Raw genomic sequence first — 17,937 nt, 5'->3', positions numbered from 1 at the left:
TCGACTCGAACCTGACCGACGGAGGCGAGCGATGCGCGCGACCACCTGCACCCCGCGAGCGATGCCCGGGGCGACCCGCCTGCTGGCCGTGCAACTGGGCATGGTACTGGCCTGGAGTTCCGGCTTCGTCGGCTACCGCTATGCCATGGAACAGGCGCCGGTGTTCCTCACCAGCTTCTGGCGCTTCGCCGTTTGCCTGGCGCTGCTGCTGCCCTTCGCCTGGGCCGGGCTGCGCCGGTTGTCGGCGCGCCAGTGGCGGCGCCAGGCGCTGATCGGGGCGTTGGCCTACGCGGGCTACATCGCGCCGATCGCCAAGGCCATCGAACTCGGCGTCTCGCCGGGCGTGGCGGCGCTGATGGCCGACCTGTTGCCGCTGCTGGTGGCCTTGCTGGCGCTGGTCCTGCCGGGGCAGCGAACGCGGCCGGGGCAGTGGCCGGGGATCGCCCTGGGCGTCGCCGGGGTGCTCTGGGCCGGGCATGCGGCGCTGGCGCTGGGGCGGGCGCCGGGCTGGGCCTACGGCCTGCCGCTGCTGGGCATGCTGGCGCTGGCCCTGGCCACCCTGTTGCAGAAGCGCTGGGACGATGCGCCGGGATCGCTGGCCGTGGTGCTGTTCGTGCAGATCGGCGCCGCGCTGCCGGCGTTCGCCGGCCTGGCGCTGGCGGAGGGTAGCCTGCGGCCGCCGCTGTCCGGCGGATTCCTGTTCGGGCTCGCCTGGCTGGTGCTGCTGCCCACCTTCGGCGGCTACGGCCTGTACTGGCTGGGCCTGCGCCATCTTTCCGCACAGGGTGGCAGCGCGGCGCTGTACCTGAGCCCGGCGCTGACCCTGCTATGGGCGCACTGGATGTTCGCCGAGCCGCTGACACCCATGCTGCTGGGTGGTCTGCTGCTGTCGCTGGCCGGCCTCGGCTGGCTGTATCGCGCCGAGCGTCGCTAGCCGGCGTCGCCCTGCCAGCGGGCCAGGGTCTCCAGGCGCGCCGGGCTGAACGGCGGACGCGGCGCCGGAGGCGTCCAGCCGAACAGGAATTGCGCGGCGCTGCCGCATATCCGCCCCTGGCAGGCGCCCATGCCGCAACGGCTGTGCAGCTTGGCCTCGGTCCAGCCGGCATGCCCGGCCAGCGCGGCCAAGGGGACGTCTTCGCAACGGCAGACCAGGGTATCCGCCTCCGCCAGTTGACGCAGTTCGGCACGCAGGGCGAAGTGTCGCGCCAGGGTGTCGGCGAAGCCCTGCCAGCGTCGCCGTCGTGGCCACAGGCGGCGAGCCGCGTCGCGCTCGTCGACGGCGGCATGGCCGGCGATGGCGCCTTCCACCAGGGCCAGTTCGCTGCCGCCGAAGCCGGTGCATTCGCCGGCGGCGTAGTGGTCGGGCAGGCTGCCGGCCTGCCATTCGTCGACGGCGAGCGCCGGGCCGTCGAGGCGATAGCCGAGGGCCTGGCCGAGTTGCACGTTGGGCACCAGGCCGAAGCCGCAGGCCAGGCGTTCGCAGGCGATCTCGCGGACCCGACCGCCTTCGCGCAGGCGCACGGCTTCCAGGCGCTCCTCGCCGAGGGCGGCGAGCACGTAGCTGTCGGCGCGGTAGCTACGGGCGAACAGGCCGGCGGCCTGCCACAGCTTGCCGGGCCAGCGCGGGAGGCGTACGGCGAAGGCGGCCAGGGTTCTCGCCGGCGCCTGTTCGGCGACGCGCAGCAGGCGCGCCCCGCACTGGCTGGCGCTGGCGGCGCTGGCCAGCAGCAGCGGGCCGGAGCCAGCCACCACCAGGCGCTGGCCGGCCAGTGGCAGGCCGCCCTTGGCCAACGCCTGCAGGCCGCCGGCGCCGGTGACGCCGGGGAGGGTCCAGCCGGGAAAAGGCAGCAGCAGTTCGCGGGCGCCGGTGCAGAGGACCAGGCGTCGGTAGCCGACCTGCCAGCCACGTTGCGGGTCTTCCAGCAACAGGCGCCTGCCGGGACCGCAGGCGACCACCCGGGTCGCCGGGAAGTGCTCGACATTGGCCTGCCCGGCCAGGCGTTGGCGCATCTGATGGGCACGCGGCGGCAGGCTGGCACGCGAGCCGTCGCGCCAGATCTGTCCGCCGGCGGCCGGGTTGTCGTCGACCAGGGCGATGCGCGCGCCGCTCGGCGCGGCGGCCAGCGCTGCGGCCAGGCCGGCGGGGCCGGCACCGACGATCAGCAGGTCGTAGTCGGCGCTCATGCCTGGGTCTCCACGCGCATGCCGGATTGGCAGACGGTCTGGCAGGCCAGGCGTCGCCGACCGTCGATCAATACCCGGCATTCCTGGCACGCGCCCATGCCGCAGAACGGCGCGCGCCGCCCGCCGCCGACCGCGCTGCGGGAGCAGCCGTCGCCGCCGAGGGCGAGGGCGGCCGCCACGCTGGTGCCGACGGCGACCCGCAGCGGACGCCGGTCGATGAACAGTTCGATCATGGCCGGGCACTCCCGGAGCTGGAGAGGAAGCGTTGCGGCAGATAAGGCGTGGCATCCAGCGGCGGCGTTTCGCCGAGCAACTGGGCGGCGAGCAGGCGCGCGCTGCCCGGCGCGGTGGTCACGCCCAGGCCCTCGTGGCCGACCGCCAGCCACAGGCCCGGCTGCGCCGGGTGCTCGCCAAGCAGCGGCAGGCCGTCCGGAGTGGCAGCGCGGAAGCCGGTCCAGGCACGGATCGCATTGAGGCCGGCGAGCCCCGGCAGGTAGTCCAGGGCACGCCGCAGCATGCGCGCCAGCACCGGGCCTTCCACCTGCGGGTCGAGCGTGTCGAACTGCCGCGAGGAGCCGAGGAAGACCTGCCCGGTGGGGCGCGGCTGGGCGTTGAAGGCTACCGAGGTACCGCTGCTGGCGTGGGCGCTGCTGACATAGCCGAGTTCCACCAGTTGATGGCGGAGGGTGCCGGGATAGCGGTCGGTGATCAGCAGGTGGCCTTTCTTCGGGCGGATCGGCAGCTCCGCGCACAGCTCGCCGGCATGGATGCCGTTGGCCAGCACCAGCGCCTCGGCGCTCAGCCAGCGGCCGTCGGCCAGGCGCAGGCGGCTGCCGTCCACTTCGCTGACTTCGGCGTACAGCCGGCGCAGGCGCGGCCCGGCCTGGTCGAGCAGCCAGCGCGCGGCGTTGGGCGCGTAGAGGATGCCGTCGCCGGACACCTCCAGGGCGCCGGCCAGGCCCGGCCGCAGGGCCGGTTCGAGGGCGTACAGGCGCGCGGCGCCAAGCATCCGGCAGGCAACGCCGGCGGCTTGCAGCGCCTGGCGCTTGCGTTCGGCCTCGGCGAGTTCGCTGGCGTCGGCGGCCAGCCAGAGGGTGCCGCAATTGCGGTACGCGCAGTCTTCCGGCAGATCCGCCGCCCAGGCGCGCCAGGCCTGGATCGAGTAGTCGCTGAGGGCCAGTTCGGCCGGGTTGTCGTCCATCGCCACCAGATGGCCCATGCCCACCGCGGTGGCACCGCCGCGGCGGCTGTCCAGCACCAGTACGTCGAGGCCGCGACGCGCCAGTTCATGGGCGCAGGCGCTGCCGACGATGCCGGCGCCGACCACGATGACCTCGGCGTTCACCGGCGGATGCCCCAGGCGAACGGATCGTCGTCCGCCAGCAGCAGGGTGGCTTCCGCGCTGACGTGGGCGCGGCCGCGGATGGTCGGCACGATGCGCCCGCCGGGCTGGCCGTCGAGCCACTCGTAACGCCCCTCGAACTGGCTGCCGATCACGCTCGCCTGGCGCCAGGGCTGGCCGGGCAGCAGCTTGCCGTCGGCGGCCAGGCAGGCCAGCTTGGCGCTGGTGCCGGTGCCGCAGGGCGAGCGGTCGTAGGCCTTGCCGGGACAGAGCACGAAGTTGCGGCTGTCGGCGTGGGGATCGTCGGCGAACAGTTCGATGTGATCGATGGCGCCGCCGTCCTCGCCGCGGATGCCCTGGTCTTCCAGCGCCTGCTGGACGGCGACGGTGTAGGCGGTGAGGGCGTCGAGGTTGTCGCCGGCGATGCGCTGGCCGTGTCCGGCGACCAGGAAGAACCAGTTGCCGCCCCAGGCGATGTCGCCGCTGACCCGGCCGATGCCGGGCACTTCGACGCTGACCTGGCGACGGTAGCGGTAGGCCGGCACGTTGCGCACGCTGACCGAACCGTCCTCGTGGAGGGTCGCCTCGACCTCGCCGACCGGCGTCTCGATGCGGTGCACGCCGGGACCGATCCGCCCGAGGTGTGCCAGCGAGGCGACCAGGCCGATGGTGCCGTGGCCGCACATGCCGAGGTAGCCACTGTTGTTGAAGAAGATCACTCCGGCACAGGCTTCGGGATCGACCGGTGCGCAGAGCAGGGCGCCGACCAGTACGTCGCTGCCGCGCGGTTCGAGGATGCAGGCGGCGCGCCAGGCGTCGTGGCGCTCGCCGAGCAGGCGCCGGCGCTCGGCCATGTCGCCCTGGCCGAGATCGGGAAAGCCGCCGATGACCAGGCGGGTGGGCTCGCCGCCGGTATGCGAATCGATGATGCGGATGCGTTGCATGGTGGCCCTCGCCTGTGCCGGGGAATGCGCCACAGGGTGGCGTTTCGGCGGGACGGGGCGCTTGAGGGTTTTCGCTCAGGCGGATGACGAAAGCGGCATAGCCTGGATGGCCCGGCTCAGGTGCTGGCCGGGCGGTTCGGCAGGTGTTCGTAGAGGGTCCGGCAGACCCCGACGATATGTGCCTCGATCAGTGCCGCGGCCCGTTCGGCATCGCCGGCGCGACAGGCGGCGACGATCTCGCGGTGTTCCTGGTCGGCGCGCTGCTTGCCTTCGGACAGGCTCATCTGCATGCGCAGGTAGCGTTCCAGCTTGTCGTGGATGGAGCGGATCAGGTTGACCAGGAACGGCCGCTGCGCCGGTTCGTAGAGGCAGGCGTGCAGTTGCCAGTTGAGTTCGGCCCAGCGGCCGACGTTGTCTTCGCCGACGAAGTCGGCGCAGATCGCCTCGGCACGGGCGAAGGTGGTCTCGTCCATGTTCGGCACCGCCAGGCGGATCGCCTGCGCCTCGAGCAGCACCCGCACTTCGAACATCTGCGCCAGTTCCGGTTCGGAAATACGCGTCACCACCGCGCCCTTGTTGCGCTGGAACAGCACCAGGCCTTCCGCCTCCAGGCGCTTGAGGGCCTCGCGGACGGGAATCTTGCTGACATTGAAGAGTTGCGCGATGTCGTCCTGGCGGATCGGTTCGTCCTCGGCGAAATGCCCGGCGATGATCGCTTCGCGCAGGTGCTTGGCGATGATCTCGGAGGCCGAAGGGGCGATGCCCAGGTTAGGGGCGTTGAGCATGGAGAGAGGCAAGCGGGACAACCTGCATGGCGTTGGGAACGTGCGGGATATTGTATACGAACGCTTGGCGCGTGCCGCTGCCGGTTGGCGCCTTCTGCGCAGGCGTGTTGGTCGGCTCCAGTGGGCCTCCGTGGCGCATGTTTCGCAGGGCGAAACGCTCTTCCGGAAAGTTCGCGGGGAGGCTGGACAATAGAAAATTAGCTTGCTAATAATTCGCTCGCTCATGTATTTCGGGGCGTCCGCGATGGCCAAGCCTTCCTTCTTTTCCTCCGACCTGGTGCAGGTGCTGCTGTGCCCGCGTCTGCACGAACTGCAGTTCGCCGTGAAGGCCCTGCTGGCCGGCGGGTTGGCCCTGTACCTGGCCTTCAGCCTGGAGCTGGAGCAGCCGCAATGGGCATTGATGACGGTGTTCGTGGTCAGCCAGCCCTATAGCGGCATGGTCCTGGCCAAGGGCATGTTCCGCCTGATCGGCACCTGCGCCGGTGCGCTGGTGTCCATCGGCATGGTCGCGCTCTATGGCCAGGCATCGCTGCCCTTCCTCCTGCTGATGGCCCTCTGGCTGGCGTTCTGCACCGCCGGCGCGTCGCTGCTGCACAATCATGCGTCCTACGGTTTCGTCCTGGCCGGCTACACCGCGGCCATCGTCGCCCTGCCGGCCAGCGCCGATCCGGCGACGGTGTTCGACCAGGCGGTGGCCCGCTGCTCGGAGATCGGCCTGGGCATCCTCTGCGCGGCGCTGGTGAATGTGCTGCTCTGGCCGCGGCGCCTGGAACGCCAGTTGGCGAACCAGGGCAAGGCGGCCTGGGAGGCCGGCTTGCAGGCGGCCGCGGCGGAGCTGCGCGGCGCCGACGAACGCGGCGAGCTGCTCGCGGCGCTGGGGCGGATCGCCGCGGCGGACGCCCAGCGCGACCACGCCTGGTTCGAGGGCGCGCTCGGCCGCGCCCGTTCCCAGGCCTTGCGCGTGCTAGGCCTCGACCTGCTCGGCCTGCTGCGCGCGGCGCGCAAGGTGGCTCGCGAGCGGAGGCTGCTCGATCCGGCCAGCGCGCACGCCTTGCAGCCCTGGCTGGAAGAACTCGAGGCACTGTTGCGCGAGGGCCGCCAGGCCGAGTTCGAGGCCTGCCGGCAGCGCTTGCGCCTGGCGCTGGACGCGGCGCATGGACAGTTGCACCTGTGCCTGGTCTGCCTCGAACGCCTGCTCGGCGAGGCGAGGGCGGCCGGGCGCAGCGTCGAGGCGCTGGTCTATGGCGCGCCCACCCGCCAGGCGCCGGCCGCCATCGCCTGGCACCGGGACATCGAGCGCGGCGTGCTGTTCGGCCTGCGCAGCGCCCTGGCGTTCCTCTGCGTGGCCGCGTTCTGGCTGGCCAGCGCCTGGCCGAGCGGGTTGGGCGCGGTGTCGATCACCGGGGTGGTGCTGAGTCTCTTCGCCAGCCGCGACAACCCGGCCCAGGCCGGCCTGAACTTCCTTCGCGGGATCCTCCTGTCGATCCCGCTGGCCGGCTTCGTCGCACTGTTCTACCTGCCCGGCGTGGACGGCTTCCCGCTGCTCTGCCTGGGCCTGGGCGTACCGCTGTTCTTCGCCGCGCTGTGCGTGAACCGGGCGAGCCTGGCCGGGATCGCCTCGCCGTTCTGCATCTTCTTCGTGAAGAACGTCGCGCCGAGCAACAGCATGAGCTACGACCTCGCGCACTTCCTCAACAACGCCCTGTCGACGGTGCTCGGGGTGGCCTTCGCCGTGCTGGTGTTCAACCTGGTCAGCCTGCGGCCGGGCGAACGCCATTACCGGCGCATGCTGCAGGCCACCCTCGGCGACCTGGCGCGGCTCACCCTGCGCTCGCCGGCGCAGGCCGAGGCCTGGTTCGGCGGGCGCACCGCGGATCGCCTGATCCGCCTGGCGCAGCGCTACGACCGTTTGCCGGAGGGGCGCCGCCAGCCCTGGTCGGACGGCCTGATGGGACTCGACTTCGGCGACGAGCTGCTCTACCTGCGGCAGTGCCTGGAGGAGGTCCCGGCGTCCCTGGCGCAGGCCCGCGACCGCTACCTGCGGCGCCTGCGCCTGGCGCTGCAGGGCGATGGCCCGCGGGCTGAGCGTGAACACGCCCTCGACCCGCCGACCGCGCGCCTGCTCAAGGCCCTGGCCGCCAGCCCGCTGGCCGGCAGCGAACGCGGCGAGCTGGCCGGCGCCGCGCTGGTGCAGTTGCAGGCCACCTGGCGGCAGTGGTGCCGCAGCCATGCTCCGGCCGGGACGGCGCTGCGCGCGGACCCGCTCCCCGGAGCCGGGCGCTAGTTCTGCGGTGGCCGCCCACATTGACCGCGCAAGCCCCGAACCACTAAGCTGCGCGCCTTGCGACAGGTGCCCCGCAAGGGGTGAAACAGGGAAGCTGGTGCGTTCCGTCGGAACCAGGCCAGCGCTGCCCCCGCAACGGTAGGCGAATCAGACAGCCGCTCGATGACCACTGTGCTCCGGCATGGGAAGGCGCGGCTGGAAGCGTCCAGCGCTTCGCTCGCGAGCCCGGAGACCGGCCTGACGCACCCACGGCATCGCGGAGGGCGCTGTCGGACGTCTCCTGCCGTCGCTTCGTCCTCCGTCTGCCTCAACCCAGGTCGCGCGGGTGAGAGCGACGGAGCAGCGCAGAGCATGAACAGAGTTTTCCTGACCCCGGCAGCCGTGGCGCTGTGCGGCGCGTCTTCCCTGAGCCTGGCCGAACCGGTCAGCCTTGCCGACCAGGTGGTGACCGCCACCCGTACCGCCCAGACCGCTTCCCAGAGCCTGGCGGCAGTGAGCGTCATCGACCGCGAGGATATCGAGCGCAGCCAGGCGCGCAGCGTGCCGGAGCTGTTGCGCCAGGTACCCGGCGTGTCGCTGGCGAACAACGGCGGTTTCGGCAAGAACACCACGCTGTTCCTGCGCGGCACCGAGTCCGACCATGTGCTGGTGCTGATCGACGGCATCAAGGTCGGCTCGGCCAGCGCCGGCCTCACCGCGTTCCAGGACTTGCCGGTGGAGCTGATCGAGCGCATCGAGGTGGTCCGCGGGCCGCGTTCCAGCCTGTACGGCTCGGAGGCCATCGGCGGGGTGATCCAGATCTTCACCCGGCGCGGCGACGGCCAGGGCGCCAAGCCGTTCTTCTCCGCCGGCTACGGCACCCATCAGACCCTGGAGGGCAGCGCCGGGGTCAGCGGCGGCGCTGGCAACGGCTGGTACAGCCTCGGGGTGAGCAGCTTCGATACGGCGGGCATCAACGCCAAGCGCGCAGGCACCTCGAGCTACGAACCAGACCGCGATGGCTATCGCAACCTGTCCGGTAACCTGCGCGGCGGCTATCGCTTCGACAATGGCCTGGAACTCGACGGCACGCTGCTCAGGGCCAAGTCGCACAACGACTATGACCAGGTTTTCGGCAACTCCGGTTTCAATACCAACGCCGACGGCGAGCAGAACCTGGTCGGCGGCCGTGCCCGCTTCACTCCGCTCGATCCCTGGCTGGTGACCCTCCAGGCCGGGCGCAGCGAGGACAAGGCCGATGCCTATCAGGATGGCCGTTTCTACTCGCGCTTCGATACCCGTCGCGACAGCCTGTCCTGGCAGAACGACCTGACCCTGGCCGAAGGCCATGTGCTGACCCTCGGCTACGACTGGCAGAAGGACGAGATCAGCAGCAGCGAAGCCTTCAGCGTCGACTCGCGGCTGAACAAAGGCTGGTTCGCCCAGTACCTCGGCCGGTACGGTCGCCAGGATTGGCAACTGAGCCTGCGCCGTGACGACAACCAGCAGTTCGGCGTGCACGACACCGGCAGCGCCGCCTGGGGCTACGCGCTGAGCGACGCGCTGCGCTTCACCGTCAGCTACGGTACGGCATTCAAGGCGCCGACCTTCAACGAACTCTACTACCTCGACTACGGCAATCCCGACCTGGACGCCGAGACTTCGCGCAGCCTGGAGGTCGGCCTCAGCGGTACGCACGACTGGGGGCACTGGGCGGTGAATGCCTATCGTACGGACATCGACTCGCTGATCACCTATACAACCCGTCAGGGGCTTTATGTGCCGTTCAACATCGACGAAGCGCGCATCCGTGGCGTCGAACTGGTCCTCGGCAGCCAGTGGCTGGGCTGGGATTGGAACGCCAACGCGACCTTCCTCGACCCGCAAAACCGTTCCGGCGGCGTCAACGACGGCAACGAGCTGCCGCGCCGGGCGCGGCGGATGTTCAACCTGGAACTGGACCGGCGCTTCGAGCGTCTTTCGCTGGGCGCCAGCGTGCACGCCGAAGGCCGACGCTATGATGATCCGGCCAACAAGGTGCGCCTGGGCGGCTACGCCACCCTCGACCTGCGCAGCGAGTACCGGCTGAACGACGAATGGCGCCTGCAGGGCCGGATCGCCAACCTGTTCGGTGCCGACTACGAAACCGCGTATGGCTACAACCAGCCTGGCCAGGCGGTCTACCTCAGCGTGCGCTACCAGGCTCTGTGAGGCCGGGTATTTCGAATGAACGAGGCGACGGCGCGGCCGCGTCGCCGCAAGGAGTGATCGACGATGAACGAATCCCCCGAGAAGGACCAGCGCCACCGCGAGCGGATGGAGCGCAAGAAGGCCGTGGTCGACGAGAAGATCGCCCAGGCCCGCGACGAACGCGGCGTGCTCCTGGTGCATAGCGGCAACGGCAAGGGCAAGAGCAGCTCGGCCTTCGGCATGGTCGCGCGGGCCCTGGGCCATGGCATGAAGGTCGGTGTCGTGCAGTTCATCAAGGGCGCCGCCAGCACCGGCGAGGAAGCCTTCTTCCGGCGCTTCCCCGAGGAAGTCAGCTATCACGTGATGGGCGAGGGCTTCACCTGGGAGACCCAGGACCGCCAGCGCGACATCGCCAAGGCCGAGGCGGCCTGGAAGGTCGCCGCGCAATTGCTGGCCGACCCGGACGTTGGCCTGGTGGTGCTGGACGAACTGAACATCGCCCTCAAGCACGGCTACCTGGAACTGGACAGGGTCCTCGCCGACATCCAGGCGCGCCCGGCCATGCAGCATGTGGTGGTGACCGGCCGCGGCGCGCAGCCGGGGATGATCGAGGCCGCCGACACGGTGACCGAGATGAGCCTGGTCAAGCACGCGTTCAAGGCCGGGATCAAGGCGCAGAAAGGAGTGGAGTTCTGATGCCGGCGCCATGCGCGGAGACGCTTCGCCCATGACCCAGGCACGCTGTCCGGCCCTGCTGATCGCCGCCCCGGCCTCCGGCCAGGGCAAGACCACCGTCACCGCCGCTCTGGCCCGCCTGCATGCGCGCCAGGGGCGACGGGTGCGGGTGTTCAAGTGCGGACCGGACTTCCTCGACCCGATGATTCTCGCTCGCGCCTCCGGCGCGCCGGTCTACCAGCTCGACCTGTGGATGGTCGGCGAGGCCGAAGCGCGACGCCTGCTGGCGCGGGCCGCCGGCGAGGCCGACCTGATCCTCATCGAAGGGGTGATGGGCCTGTTCGATGGCAACCCCTCGGCGGCAGACCTGGCGCGGCGTTTCGGCGTGCCGGTGCTGGGAGTGATCAACGGCGCGGCGATGGCCCAGACCTTCGGCGCGCTGGCCTACGGCCTGGCGCATTTCCAGCCGGACCTGCCGTTTTCCGGAGTGCTCGGCAACCGCGTCGGCAGCCAGCGCCACAGCGACATCCTGCGCGATTGCCTGCCGCCCGGCATGCGCTGGTTCGGCGGTCTGCCGCGCTCGGCCGAATTCGAATTGCCGAGCCGCCACCTGGGCCTGGTCCAGGCCGAGGAACTGGCCGATCTCGATGTACGCCTGGACGCCGCCGCCGACGCCTTGCTGGCCAGCGCCGAGACCGACCTGCCGGAGCCGGTGACCTTCGAGGTGCCCGCTCCGGCGCCGCTGCAACGCAGCCTGGAAGGCGTGCGCATCGGCGTGGCCCGCGACGCCTCGTTCGCCTTCCTCTACCAGGCCAATCTCGACCTGCTGCGCGAACTCGGCGCCGAGCTGGCGTTCTTCTCGCCGCTGCAGGACCAGGCGTTGCCCGCCGTGGACAGCCTGTACCTGCCGGGCGGCTATCCCGAACTGCACCTGGGGCGCCTGCAGGGCAATCGCGCCATGGCCGAGGCGATCCGAGCCCACCATGCCGCCGGCAAGCCGCTGCTGGCCGAGTGCGGCGGCATGCTCTACCTGCTCGACTGCCTGGAAGACGCCGACGGCGAGCGCGGCGAACTGCTCGGCCTGCTGCCGGGCCGGGCGCGCCTGCAGAAGCGCCTGACCGCCCTGGCCTTGCAGGAGGTCGAGCTGCCGGAAGGGCGGCTGCGCGGGCATACCTTCCATCACTCGACCCTCGACTGCGCCGTCGAGCCTCTGGCCCTTGGCGTCTGCCCGAACGGCCGGAACACGGCGGAGGCGGTGTTCCGTCTTGGCCGGCTGACGGCTTCCTATATCCATTTCTACCTGCCTTCCAACCCGCAGGCCGCCGCTGCGTTGCTGGCGCCCGCGCGAGACGCCGACTGACATGTCCGATTCTTCCCACGCCTTCAGCGCCACGGAGCGCGCCGCCGTCTACCGGGCCATCGCCGAGCGCCGCGATATGCGCCACTTCAGCGGCGGCAGCGTGGCGCCGGAGCTGCTCGCGCGGCTGCTGGAGGCCGCACACCAGGCGCCCAGCGTTGGCCTGATGCAACCCTGGCGCTTCATCCGTATCACCGAGCCGGCGTTGCGGCGGGCCATCCACGGGCTGGTCGAGGAGGAACGCGGACGCACCGCCGAAGCCCTCGGCGAGCGCTCCGACGAGTTCATGCGGCTCAAGGTCGAGGGCGTGCTGGATTGCGCCGAACTGCTGGTCGCCGCCCTGATGGACGACCGCGAACGCCATGTGTTCGGTCGCCGGACCCTGCCGCAGATGGACCTGGCGTCGCTCGCCTGCGCGATCCAGAACCTCTGGCTGGCCAGTCGCGCCGAGGGCCTGGGGATGGGCTGGGTATCGCTGTTCGATCCGGCCGCGCTGGGCGAGTTGCTCGGCCTGCCGCCCGGCAGCGAGGCGGTGGCGGTGCTCTGCCTGGGCCCGGTGGCGGAGTTCTACCCGGCGCCGATGCTGGCGCTGGAGGGTTGGAGCGAACCGCGTCCGCTGGCCGAGCTGGTCTACCAGAACCGTTGGGGCGAGCGAGCATGAGCGCACTGCTGGGTATCCTCGGCGTGGTGCTGGATGCGCGCTTCGGCGAGCCGCAGGGCTGGCACCCGCTGGTCGCCTTCGGCCGCCTGGCCGACCGCCTGGAGCGCCGTTTCAACCGCTCGCGCCTGGCCGGCGAGGGCGATCCCGGGGTCGGCTGGCGCAGCCATGGGGTGACCGCCTGGGTCCTCGCGGTACTGCCGCTGACCCTGCTGGCCTGGGCGCTCGCTGAACTTCCCTACCTCGGCTGGCTGGTCCAGGCCCTGGCGCTGTACGCCGCGCTCGGCCTGCGCAGCCTCGGCGAGCACGCCGAACCGGTGGCGCTGGCCTTGCGCGCCGGCGACCTGGACGAGGCGCGGCGACGTGTCGGCTACCTGGTCAGCCGCGATACCCGCGAACTGGACCAGGCCGGGGTCGCCCGCGCGGCCACCGAGTCGGTACTGGAGAACGGCAGCGACGCGGTCTACGCCGCCCTGTTCTGGTTCGCCGTGGCCGGCGCGCCGGGGGTGGTGCTGTATCGCCTGAGCAATACCCTGGACGCGATGTGGGGCTACCGCAACGCGCGCTTCGAGCGCTTCGGCTGGGCCGCGGCGAAGATCGACGACATCCTCAACTACCTGCCGGCGCGGCTGGTGGCGCTGACCTACGCGCTGCTCGGCGACACCCGCCAGGCCCTGCGCTGCTGGCGCGAGCAGGCGCCGCAATGGGACAGCCCCAACGCCGGCCCGGTGATGGCCGCCGGCGCCGGTGCGCTGGGGGTTTCCCTGGGCGGCGCGGCGATCTACCACGGCGAGCTGCACCAGCGGCCGCTCCTCGGCAGCGGCCCGCAGCCGCAGGGCCGCGACATCTATCGGGCCCTGGCGCTGGTGCGCCAGGGCGTGCTGCTCTGGCTGCTGGTGCTGGCCGGACTCTGGGCCATGGGGTGGCTGCATGCTTGAACACGGAGGGCGGTTGCGCGAGGCGGCGCGCCGCTACGACATTCCGCTGGCGGACTGGCTGGACCTGTCCACCGGCATCGCGCCCTGGCCGTTTCCGCTGCCGGCGATCCCCGAGCAGGCCTGGACCCGCCTGCCGGAGAGCGACGACGGCCTGGAAGCCGCCGCCTGCCTCTACTACGGCGCCGAACGGGTATTGCCGCTGGCCGGCAGCCAGGCGGCGATCCAGGCCCTGCCAAGGTTGCGGCGGGGCGGGCGGGTCGGCGTCCTGTCGCCGTGCTACGCCGAGCACGCCCACGCCTGGCGCCAGGCCGGGCACCTGGTGCGGGAGATCGGCGAGGCCGAGGTCGAGCCCTATCTCGACAGCCTCGACGTGCTGCTGGTGGTCAACCCGAACAACCCCACCGGGCGGGTCTTCGAGCCCGCCGAGCTGCTGGCCTGGCATGCCCGCCTGCAACGTCGCGGCGGCTGGCTGCTGGTCGACGAGGCGTTCATGGACTGCACCCCGCAGTCGAGCCTGGCGGCCTGCAGCAACCGGCCCGGATTGATCGTGCTGCGCTCGTTCGGCAAGTTCTTCGGCCTGGCCGGCGCGCGGCTCGGCTTCGCCCTCGGCGAACGGCCGCTGTTGCAGGCGCTGGCCGAGCAGCTCGGCCCGTGGACGGTCAATGGCCCGGTGCGCCATGTGGCCCAGAGTGCCTTGCGCGACCGCCAGCAACAGCGCCAGCAGCGCGAGCGCCTGCTGGCCGCCAGCCAGCGCCTGGAGGAACTGCTGCGCCGCCACGGCTGGCCGCCGGCGGGCGGCAGCGCGCTGTTCCAGCGCCTGGTCGATCCACGCTGCGCGGCGTTGCACGACTACCTGGCGCGGCGCGGCATCCTCACCCGCCAATTCGAGCAGCCGGCCAGCCTGCGCCTCGGCCTGCCCGCCGACGAGGCCGCCTGGGCCCGGCTCGATGCCGCGCTGCTCGGCTTCAAGGAGCCTGCTCATGAGTGATCGCGGGCGGACCCTGATGGTCCAGGGCACCACCTCGGACGCCGGCAAGAGCACCCTGGTGACCGCGCTGTGCCGCTGGCTGGCCCGGCGCGGCGTCGCGGTGGTGCCGTTCAAGCCGCAGAACATGGCGCTGAACAGCGCGGTCACCGCCGACGGCGGCGAGATCGGCCGCGCCCAGGCGGTCCAGGCCCAGGCCTGCCGGCTGGCGCCGCACACCGACATGAACCCGGTGCTGCTCAAGCCGAACACCGACATCGGCGCCCAGGTGATCATCCATGGCCGCGCGGTGACCAGCATGGACGCCGCCGCCTACCACGACTACAAGCGCGTGGCGATGGAAGCGGTGCTGGCTTCCCATGGGCGGCTCGCCGCCGCCTACCGGGTGGTGATGGTGGAGGGCGCCGGCTCGCCGGCGGAGATCAACCTGCGCGCCAACGACATCGCCAACATGGGCTTCGCCGAAGCGGTGGATTGCCCGGTGATCCTGGTCGCCGATATCGACCGCGGCGGGGTCTTCGCCCACCTGGTCGGCACCCTGGAACTGCTCTCCGACTCGGAGCGGGAGCGGGTCAAGGGCTTCGTCATCAATCGCTTCCGCGGCGACATCGCCCTGCTGCAACCCGGCCTCGACTGGCTGGAGGCGCGCACCGGCAAGCCGGTGCTCGGCGTGCTGCCCTATGTCAGCGACCTGCACCTGGAGGCGGAGGACGCCATCGACACGCGCCAGGCGGCCAAGGTCGGGCCGCGCCTGAAGGTGGTGGTGCCGGTGCTGCCGAGGATCAGCAACCACACCGATTTCGATCCGCTGCGCCTGCACCCCCAGGTCGAGTTGAGCTTCGTCGGCCCCGGCCAGGCGCTGCCGTCGGCGGACCTGATCGTCCTGCCCGGCTCGAAGAGCGTGCGCGCCGACCTCGCGGCGCTGCGCGAGCGCGGCTGGGACGAGGCGATCCTCCGTCACCTGCGCTACGGCGGTCGCCTGCTGGGGATCTGCGGCGGCCTGCAGATGCTCGGCGAGCGCCTGCACGATCCGCTCGGCCTGGAAGGCGCGGCCGGCAGCAGCGCTGGCCTCGGCCTGCTGGCGTTGGAAACGACCCTTGAGGCGGACAAGCAATTGCGCAACGTACAGGGCCGCCTGAGCCTGGAGGATGCGCCGCTGTCGGGCTACGAGATCCATGCCGGAGTCACCCGTGGCGAAGCCCTGGCGCGGCCGGCGGTGGTGCTCGACGATGGCCGCGCGGATGGTGCCCGCAGCGTCGACGGGAACGTCATGGGCACCTACCTGCACGGCCTGTTCGAATCCACCGCGGCCTGTTCGGCGCTGCTGCGCTGGGCCGGCCTGCGCGAGGTCCAGGCGGTGGACTACCAGGCCTTGCGCGAACGCGACATCGAGCGGCTCGCCGACCTGGTCGAGCGCCACCTGGATACCGGGCGATTGCTCGCCCTCTGCGGAGAACCCCATGCGTGACCTGATCCTTGGCGGCGCCCGTTCCGGCAAGAGCCGCCTGGCCGAGCGCCTGGCCGCCGAGAGCGGGCTGGCGGTGAGCTACATCGCCACCGCCCAGGCCGGCGACGGCGAAATGGGCCGGCGCATCGCCGAGCACCGCGCGCGCCGCCCGGCCCACTGGCGAACCCTGGAGGAGCCTCTGGCGCTGGCGGCGACGCTGCGCAGCGAGGCCGAGGCCGGACGCTGCCTGCTGGTCGACTGCCTGACCCTGTGGCTGACCAACCTGCTGCTCTGCGACGATCCCCAGCGTCTCGACGGCGAGCGCGAGGCGCTGCTGGAATGTCTCGGCGAGCTGCCGGGACGGATCATCCTGGTCAGCAACGAAACCGGGCTCGGCGTGGTGCCGCTGGGCGAACTCAGCCGGCGCTACGTCGACGAGGCCGGCTGGCTGCACCAGGCCATCGCCGAACGCTGCGAACGGGTGACCTTCACCGTCGCCGGCCTGCCCATGCCGTTGAAAGGAGAACCGCTATGAGTCTGCAATGGTGGCGCGACACCTGCCGCGAGGCGGACCCGCAGATGCGCCGGCGCGCGGCCGAACGCCAGGACCGGTTGACCAAGCCGCGCGGCTCGCTGGGCCGCCTGGAGCAGGTGGCGATCGACCTGGCGGCGTTGCAGGGGCGCGAACGACCGAGCCTGGAGAGGCTCTGGGTGACGGTCTTTGCCGGCGACCACGGGGTAGTCGCCGAGGGCATCTCGGCCTATCCGCAGGCGGTCACCGGCGAGATGCTGCGCAACTTCGTCCGCGGCGGCGCGGCGATCAGCGTGCTGGCGCGCGAACTCGGCGCCGGCCTGGAGGTGGTCGACCTGGGCACCGCCGTCCCCCTGGAAGCCTTGCCCGGCGTGCGCCACCTGCGCCTGGCGGCGGGCACCGCGAACTTCGTCGAGGCCCCGGCGATGGGCGCCGAACAGTGCCTGCTGGCGCTCGAGGCCGGGCGCGAAAGCGTGCGCCGCGCCGAGCAGGCCGGCAGCCAGCTGTTCATCGGCGGCGAGATGGGCATCGGCAATACCACCGCGGCGGCGGCCATGGCCTGCGCGCTGCTGGATGCGCCGGCGAGCGCGCTGGTCGGGCCGGGAACCGGGCTGGACGCCAGCGGCGTGGCGCACAAGGCCGCGGTGATCGAGCGTGCCCTGGCCCTGCACGGCGCCCATCGCGCCGACCCCTTCGAAACCCTCCGCCGTCTCGGTGGCCTGGAGATCGCCGCGCTGGCCGGCGCCTACCTGGCCTGCGCGCAGAAAGGCATGGTCGCCCTGGTCGACGGCTACATCTGCAGCGTCGCGGCGCTCTGCGCGGTGCGCCTGAACCCGGCCTGCCGCGACTGGCTGCTGTTCGCCCACAGCGGTGCCGAGCCGGGCCATCGCCATGTGCTCGAAGCCCTGGCGGCGCAACCGCTGCTCGACCTCGGCCTGCGCCTGGGCGAGGGCAGCGGCGCGGCGCTGGCGGTGCCGCTGCTGCGCCAGGCCTGCGCGCTGCACGCGGGGATGGCGACCTTCGCCGAAGCGGCGGTCTCGGACCGCCCGGCATGAGCCTGCGCCTGGACCTCCTGCGGCATGGCGAAACCGAGTCCGGCGGCGGTTTCCGCGGCAGCCTCGACGACGCCTTGACCGCGCGTGGCTGGGCGCAGATGCGCACGGCGGTGGAAGGCGGACGCTGGGACCTGCTGGTCAGCTCGCCATTGCAACGTTGCCGCGCCTTCGCCGAGGAACTGGCGCAGCGCCAGGGGATCGAGCTGGAACTGGAAAACGATCTGCGCGAACTGCATTTCGGCGCTTGGGAGGGGCGCTCGGCGGCCGCCCTGATGGACTGCCACAGCGAGGCGCTCGGCCGCTTCTGGGCCGATCCCTACGCCTTTACCCCGCCGGGCGGCGAGCCGCTGTCCGAGTTCGAGGCGCGGGTGCTGGTCGCCCAGCGACGCCTGCGCCAGCGTCATGCCGGCCGTCGTGTGCTGCTGGTGACCCATGGCGGCGTCATCCGTCTGTTGCTCGCTCGCGCCCGTGGCCTGCCGCGCGAGCACTTGCTGCAGGTGGACGTCGGTCATGGCGCACTGTTCGGCCTGCGCGCCGGAGAGGGCGACGATCGCTGGCACGAGTGCCGGGAAGGGGAATAGC

17 protein-coding genes and 1 riboswitch are annotated in these 17,937 nt (G+C 71.6%); of the genes, 12 read left to right on the top strand and 5 right to left on the bottom strand.

What is annotated here, in order from left to right:
• The first annotated feature begins 31 nt into the window (after window positions 1-31).
• Window positions 32-934 (top strand): DMT family transporter, encoded by a 903-nt coding sequence (locus tag JHD77_RS06795; RefSeq protein ID WP_003114958.1) that lies wholly within the window; start codon window positions 32-34, stop codon window positions 932-934.
• On the opposite strand, the gene JHD77_RS06790 is transcribed toward JHD77_RS06795, so the two are convergent.
• From JHD77_RS06790 to JHD77_RS06770, 5 genes are all read right to left on the bottom strand, one after another.
• Window positions 931-2,184: an NAD(P)/FAD-dependent oxidoreductase gene (locus tag JHD77_RS06790; RefSeq protein ID WP_023835662.1), complete on the bottom strand. Its 1,254-nt coding sequence runs from the start codon at window positions 2,182-2,184 to the stop codon at window positions 931-933. The two genes, JHD77_RS06795 and JHD77_RS06790, sit on opposite strands and share 4 nt — an antisense overlap.
• Window positions 2,181-2,417, bottom strand: coding sequence for a (2Fe-2S)-binding protein (locus JHD77_RS06785; RefSeq protein WP_003114956.1), 237 nt, complete (start codon window positions 2,415-2,417; stop codon window positions 2,181-2,183). Before JHD77_RS06785 ends, JHD77_RS06790 begins: the two co-directional genes overlap by 4 nt.
• Window positions 2,414-3,529 (bottom strand): D-hydroxyproline dehydrogenase subunit beta LhpB, encoded by a 1,116-nt coding sequence (lhpB, locus tag JHD77_RS06780; RefSeq protein WP_009876113.1) that lies wholly within the window; start codon window positions 3,527-3,529, stop codon window positions 2,414-2,416. Before lhpB ends, JHD77_RS06785 begins: the two co-directional genes overlap by 4 nt.
• Window positions 3,526-4,470 (bottom strand): 4-hydroxyproline epimerase, encoded by a 945-nt coding sequence (locus JHD77_RS06775; protein ID WP_003082577.1) that lies wholly within the window; start codon window positions 4,468-4,470, stop codon window positions 3,526-3,528. The genes lhpB and JHD77_RS06775 overlap by 4 nt, the downstream gene beginning before the upstream one ends.
• A 116-nt stretch (window positions 4,471-4,586) precedes the next feature.
• Window positions 4,587-5,255 (bottom strand): GntR family transcriptional regulator, encoded by a 669-nt coding sequence (locus JHD77_RS06770; RefSeq protein WP_003086767.1) that lies wholly within the window; start codon window positions 5,253-5,255, stop codon window positions 4,587-4,589.
• Window positions 5,256-5,499: 244 nt separating this feature from the next.
• Here JHD77_RS06770 and JHD77_RS06765 point away from each other — a divergent pair, with 244 nt between their 5' ends.
• The 11 genes from JHD77_RS06765 (at window position 5,500) to cobC (ending at window position 17,936) form a co-directional block, all read left to right on the top strand.
• On the top strand, window positions 5,500-7,539 hold the full coding sequence (locus tag JHD77_RS06765) for an FUSC family protein (protein WP_191519243.1): 2,040 nt from the start codon (window positions 5,500-5,502) through the stop codon (window positions 7,537-7,539).
• Between the two features lie 47 nt (window positions 7,540-7,586).
• Window positions 7,587-7,794: riboswitch (cobalamin riboswitch) on the top strand.
• Window positions 7,795-7,890: 96 nt separating this feature from the next.
• Window positions 7,891-9,729 (top strand): TonB-dependent vitamin B12 receptor, encoded by a 1,839-nt coding sequence (gene btuB, locus JHD77_RS06760; protein WP_031755362.1) that lies wholly within the window; start codon window positions 7,891-7,893, stop codon window positions 9,727-9,729.
• Window positions 9,730-9,792: 63 nt separating this feature from the next.
• Window positions 9,793-10,404 carry a cob(I)yrinic acid a,c-diamide adenosyltransferase gene (gene cobO / locus JHD77_RS06755; RefSeq protein WP_003086769.1) on the top strand — a complete coding sequence of 204 codons (612 nt, stop codon included), beginning with the start codon at window positions 9,793-9,795 and terminating at the stop codon, window positions 10,402-10,404.
• 31 nt (window positions 10,405-10,435) lie between these two features.
• Window positions 10,436-11,743, top strand: coding sequence for a cobyrinate a,c-diamide synthase (locus tag JHD77_RS06750; protein ID WP_031755364.1), 1,308 nt, complete (start codon window positions 10,436-10,438; stop codon window positions 11,741-11,743).
• A gap of 1 nt (window position 11,744) precedes the next feature.
• A complete protein-coding gene (bluB, locus tag JHD77_RS06745) occupies window positions 11,745-12,401 on the top strand; it encodes a 5,6-dimethylbenzimidazole synthase (protein WP_003082592.1) in 657 nt (218 codons plus the stop codon).
• Window positions 12,398-13,336 carry an adenosylcobinamide-phosphate synthase CbiB gene (gene cbiB / locus JHD77_RS06740; protein ID WP_019371995.1) on the top strand — a complete coding sequence of 313 codons (939 nt, stop codon included), beginning with the start codon at window positions 12,398-12,400 and terminating at the stop codon, window positions 13,334-13,336. The genes bluB and cbiB overlap by 4 nt, the downstream gene beginning before the upstream one ends.
• Window positions 13,329-14,324, top strand: a complete 996-nt coding sequence (gene cobD, locus JHD77_RS06735; protein ID WP_003133501.1) for a threonine-phosphate decarboxylase CobD — start codon at window positions 13,329-13,331, stop codon at window positions 14,322-14,324. Before cbiB ends, cobD begins: the two co-directional genes overlap by 8 nt.
• On the top strand, window positions 14,317-15,789 hold the full coding sequence (locus tag JHD77_RS06730) for a cobyric acid synthase (RefSeq protein WP_003112353.1): 1,473 nt from the start codon (window positions 14,317-14,319) through the stop codon (window positions 15,787-15,789). Before cobD ends, JHD77_RS06730 begins: the two co-directional genes overlap by 8 nt.
• Window positions 15,782-16,303, top strand: coding sequence for a bifunctional adenosylcobinamide kinase/adenosylcobinamide-phosphate guanylyltransferase (gene cobU / locus JHD77_RS06725; RefSeq protein ID WP_003082599.1), 522 nt, complete (start codon window positions 15,782-15,784; stop codon window positions 16,301-16,303). Before JHD77_RS06730 ends, cobU begins: the two co-directional genes overlap by 8 nt.
• On the top strand, window positions 16,300-17,355 hold the full coding sequence (cobT, locus tag JHD77_RS06720) for a nicotinate-nucleotide--dimethylbenzimidazole phosphoribosyltransferase (RefSeq protein ID WP_031755366.1): 1,056 nt from the start codon (window positions 16,300-16,302) through the stop codon (window positions 17,353-17,355). The genes cobU and cobT overlap by 4 nt, the downstream gene beginning before the upstream one ends.
• On the top strand, window positions 17,352-17,936 hold the full coding sequence (gene cobC, locus JHD77_RS06715) for an alpha-ribazole phosphatase family protein (RefSeq protein WP_016253685.1): 585 nt from the start codon (window positions 17,352-17,354) through the stop codon (window positions 17,934-17,936). The genes cobT and cobC overlap by 4 nt, the downstream gene beginning before the upstream one ends.
• Window position 17,937 lies beyond the last annotated feature (1 nt).

Source organism: Pseudomonas sp. P20 (assembly GCF_016463925.1).
Lineage (GTDB): Bacteria > Pseudomonadota > Gammaproteobacteria > Pseudomonadales > Pseudomonadaceae > Pseudomonas > Pseudomonas aeruginosa.
This window is presented reverse-complemented; position numbering and strand designations above follow the sequence as displayed.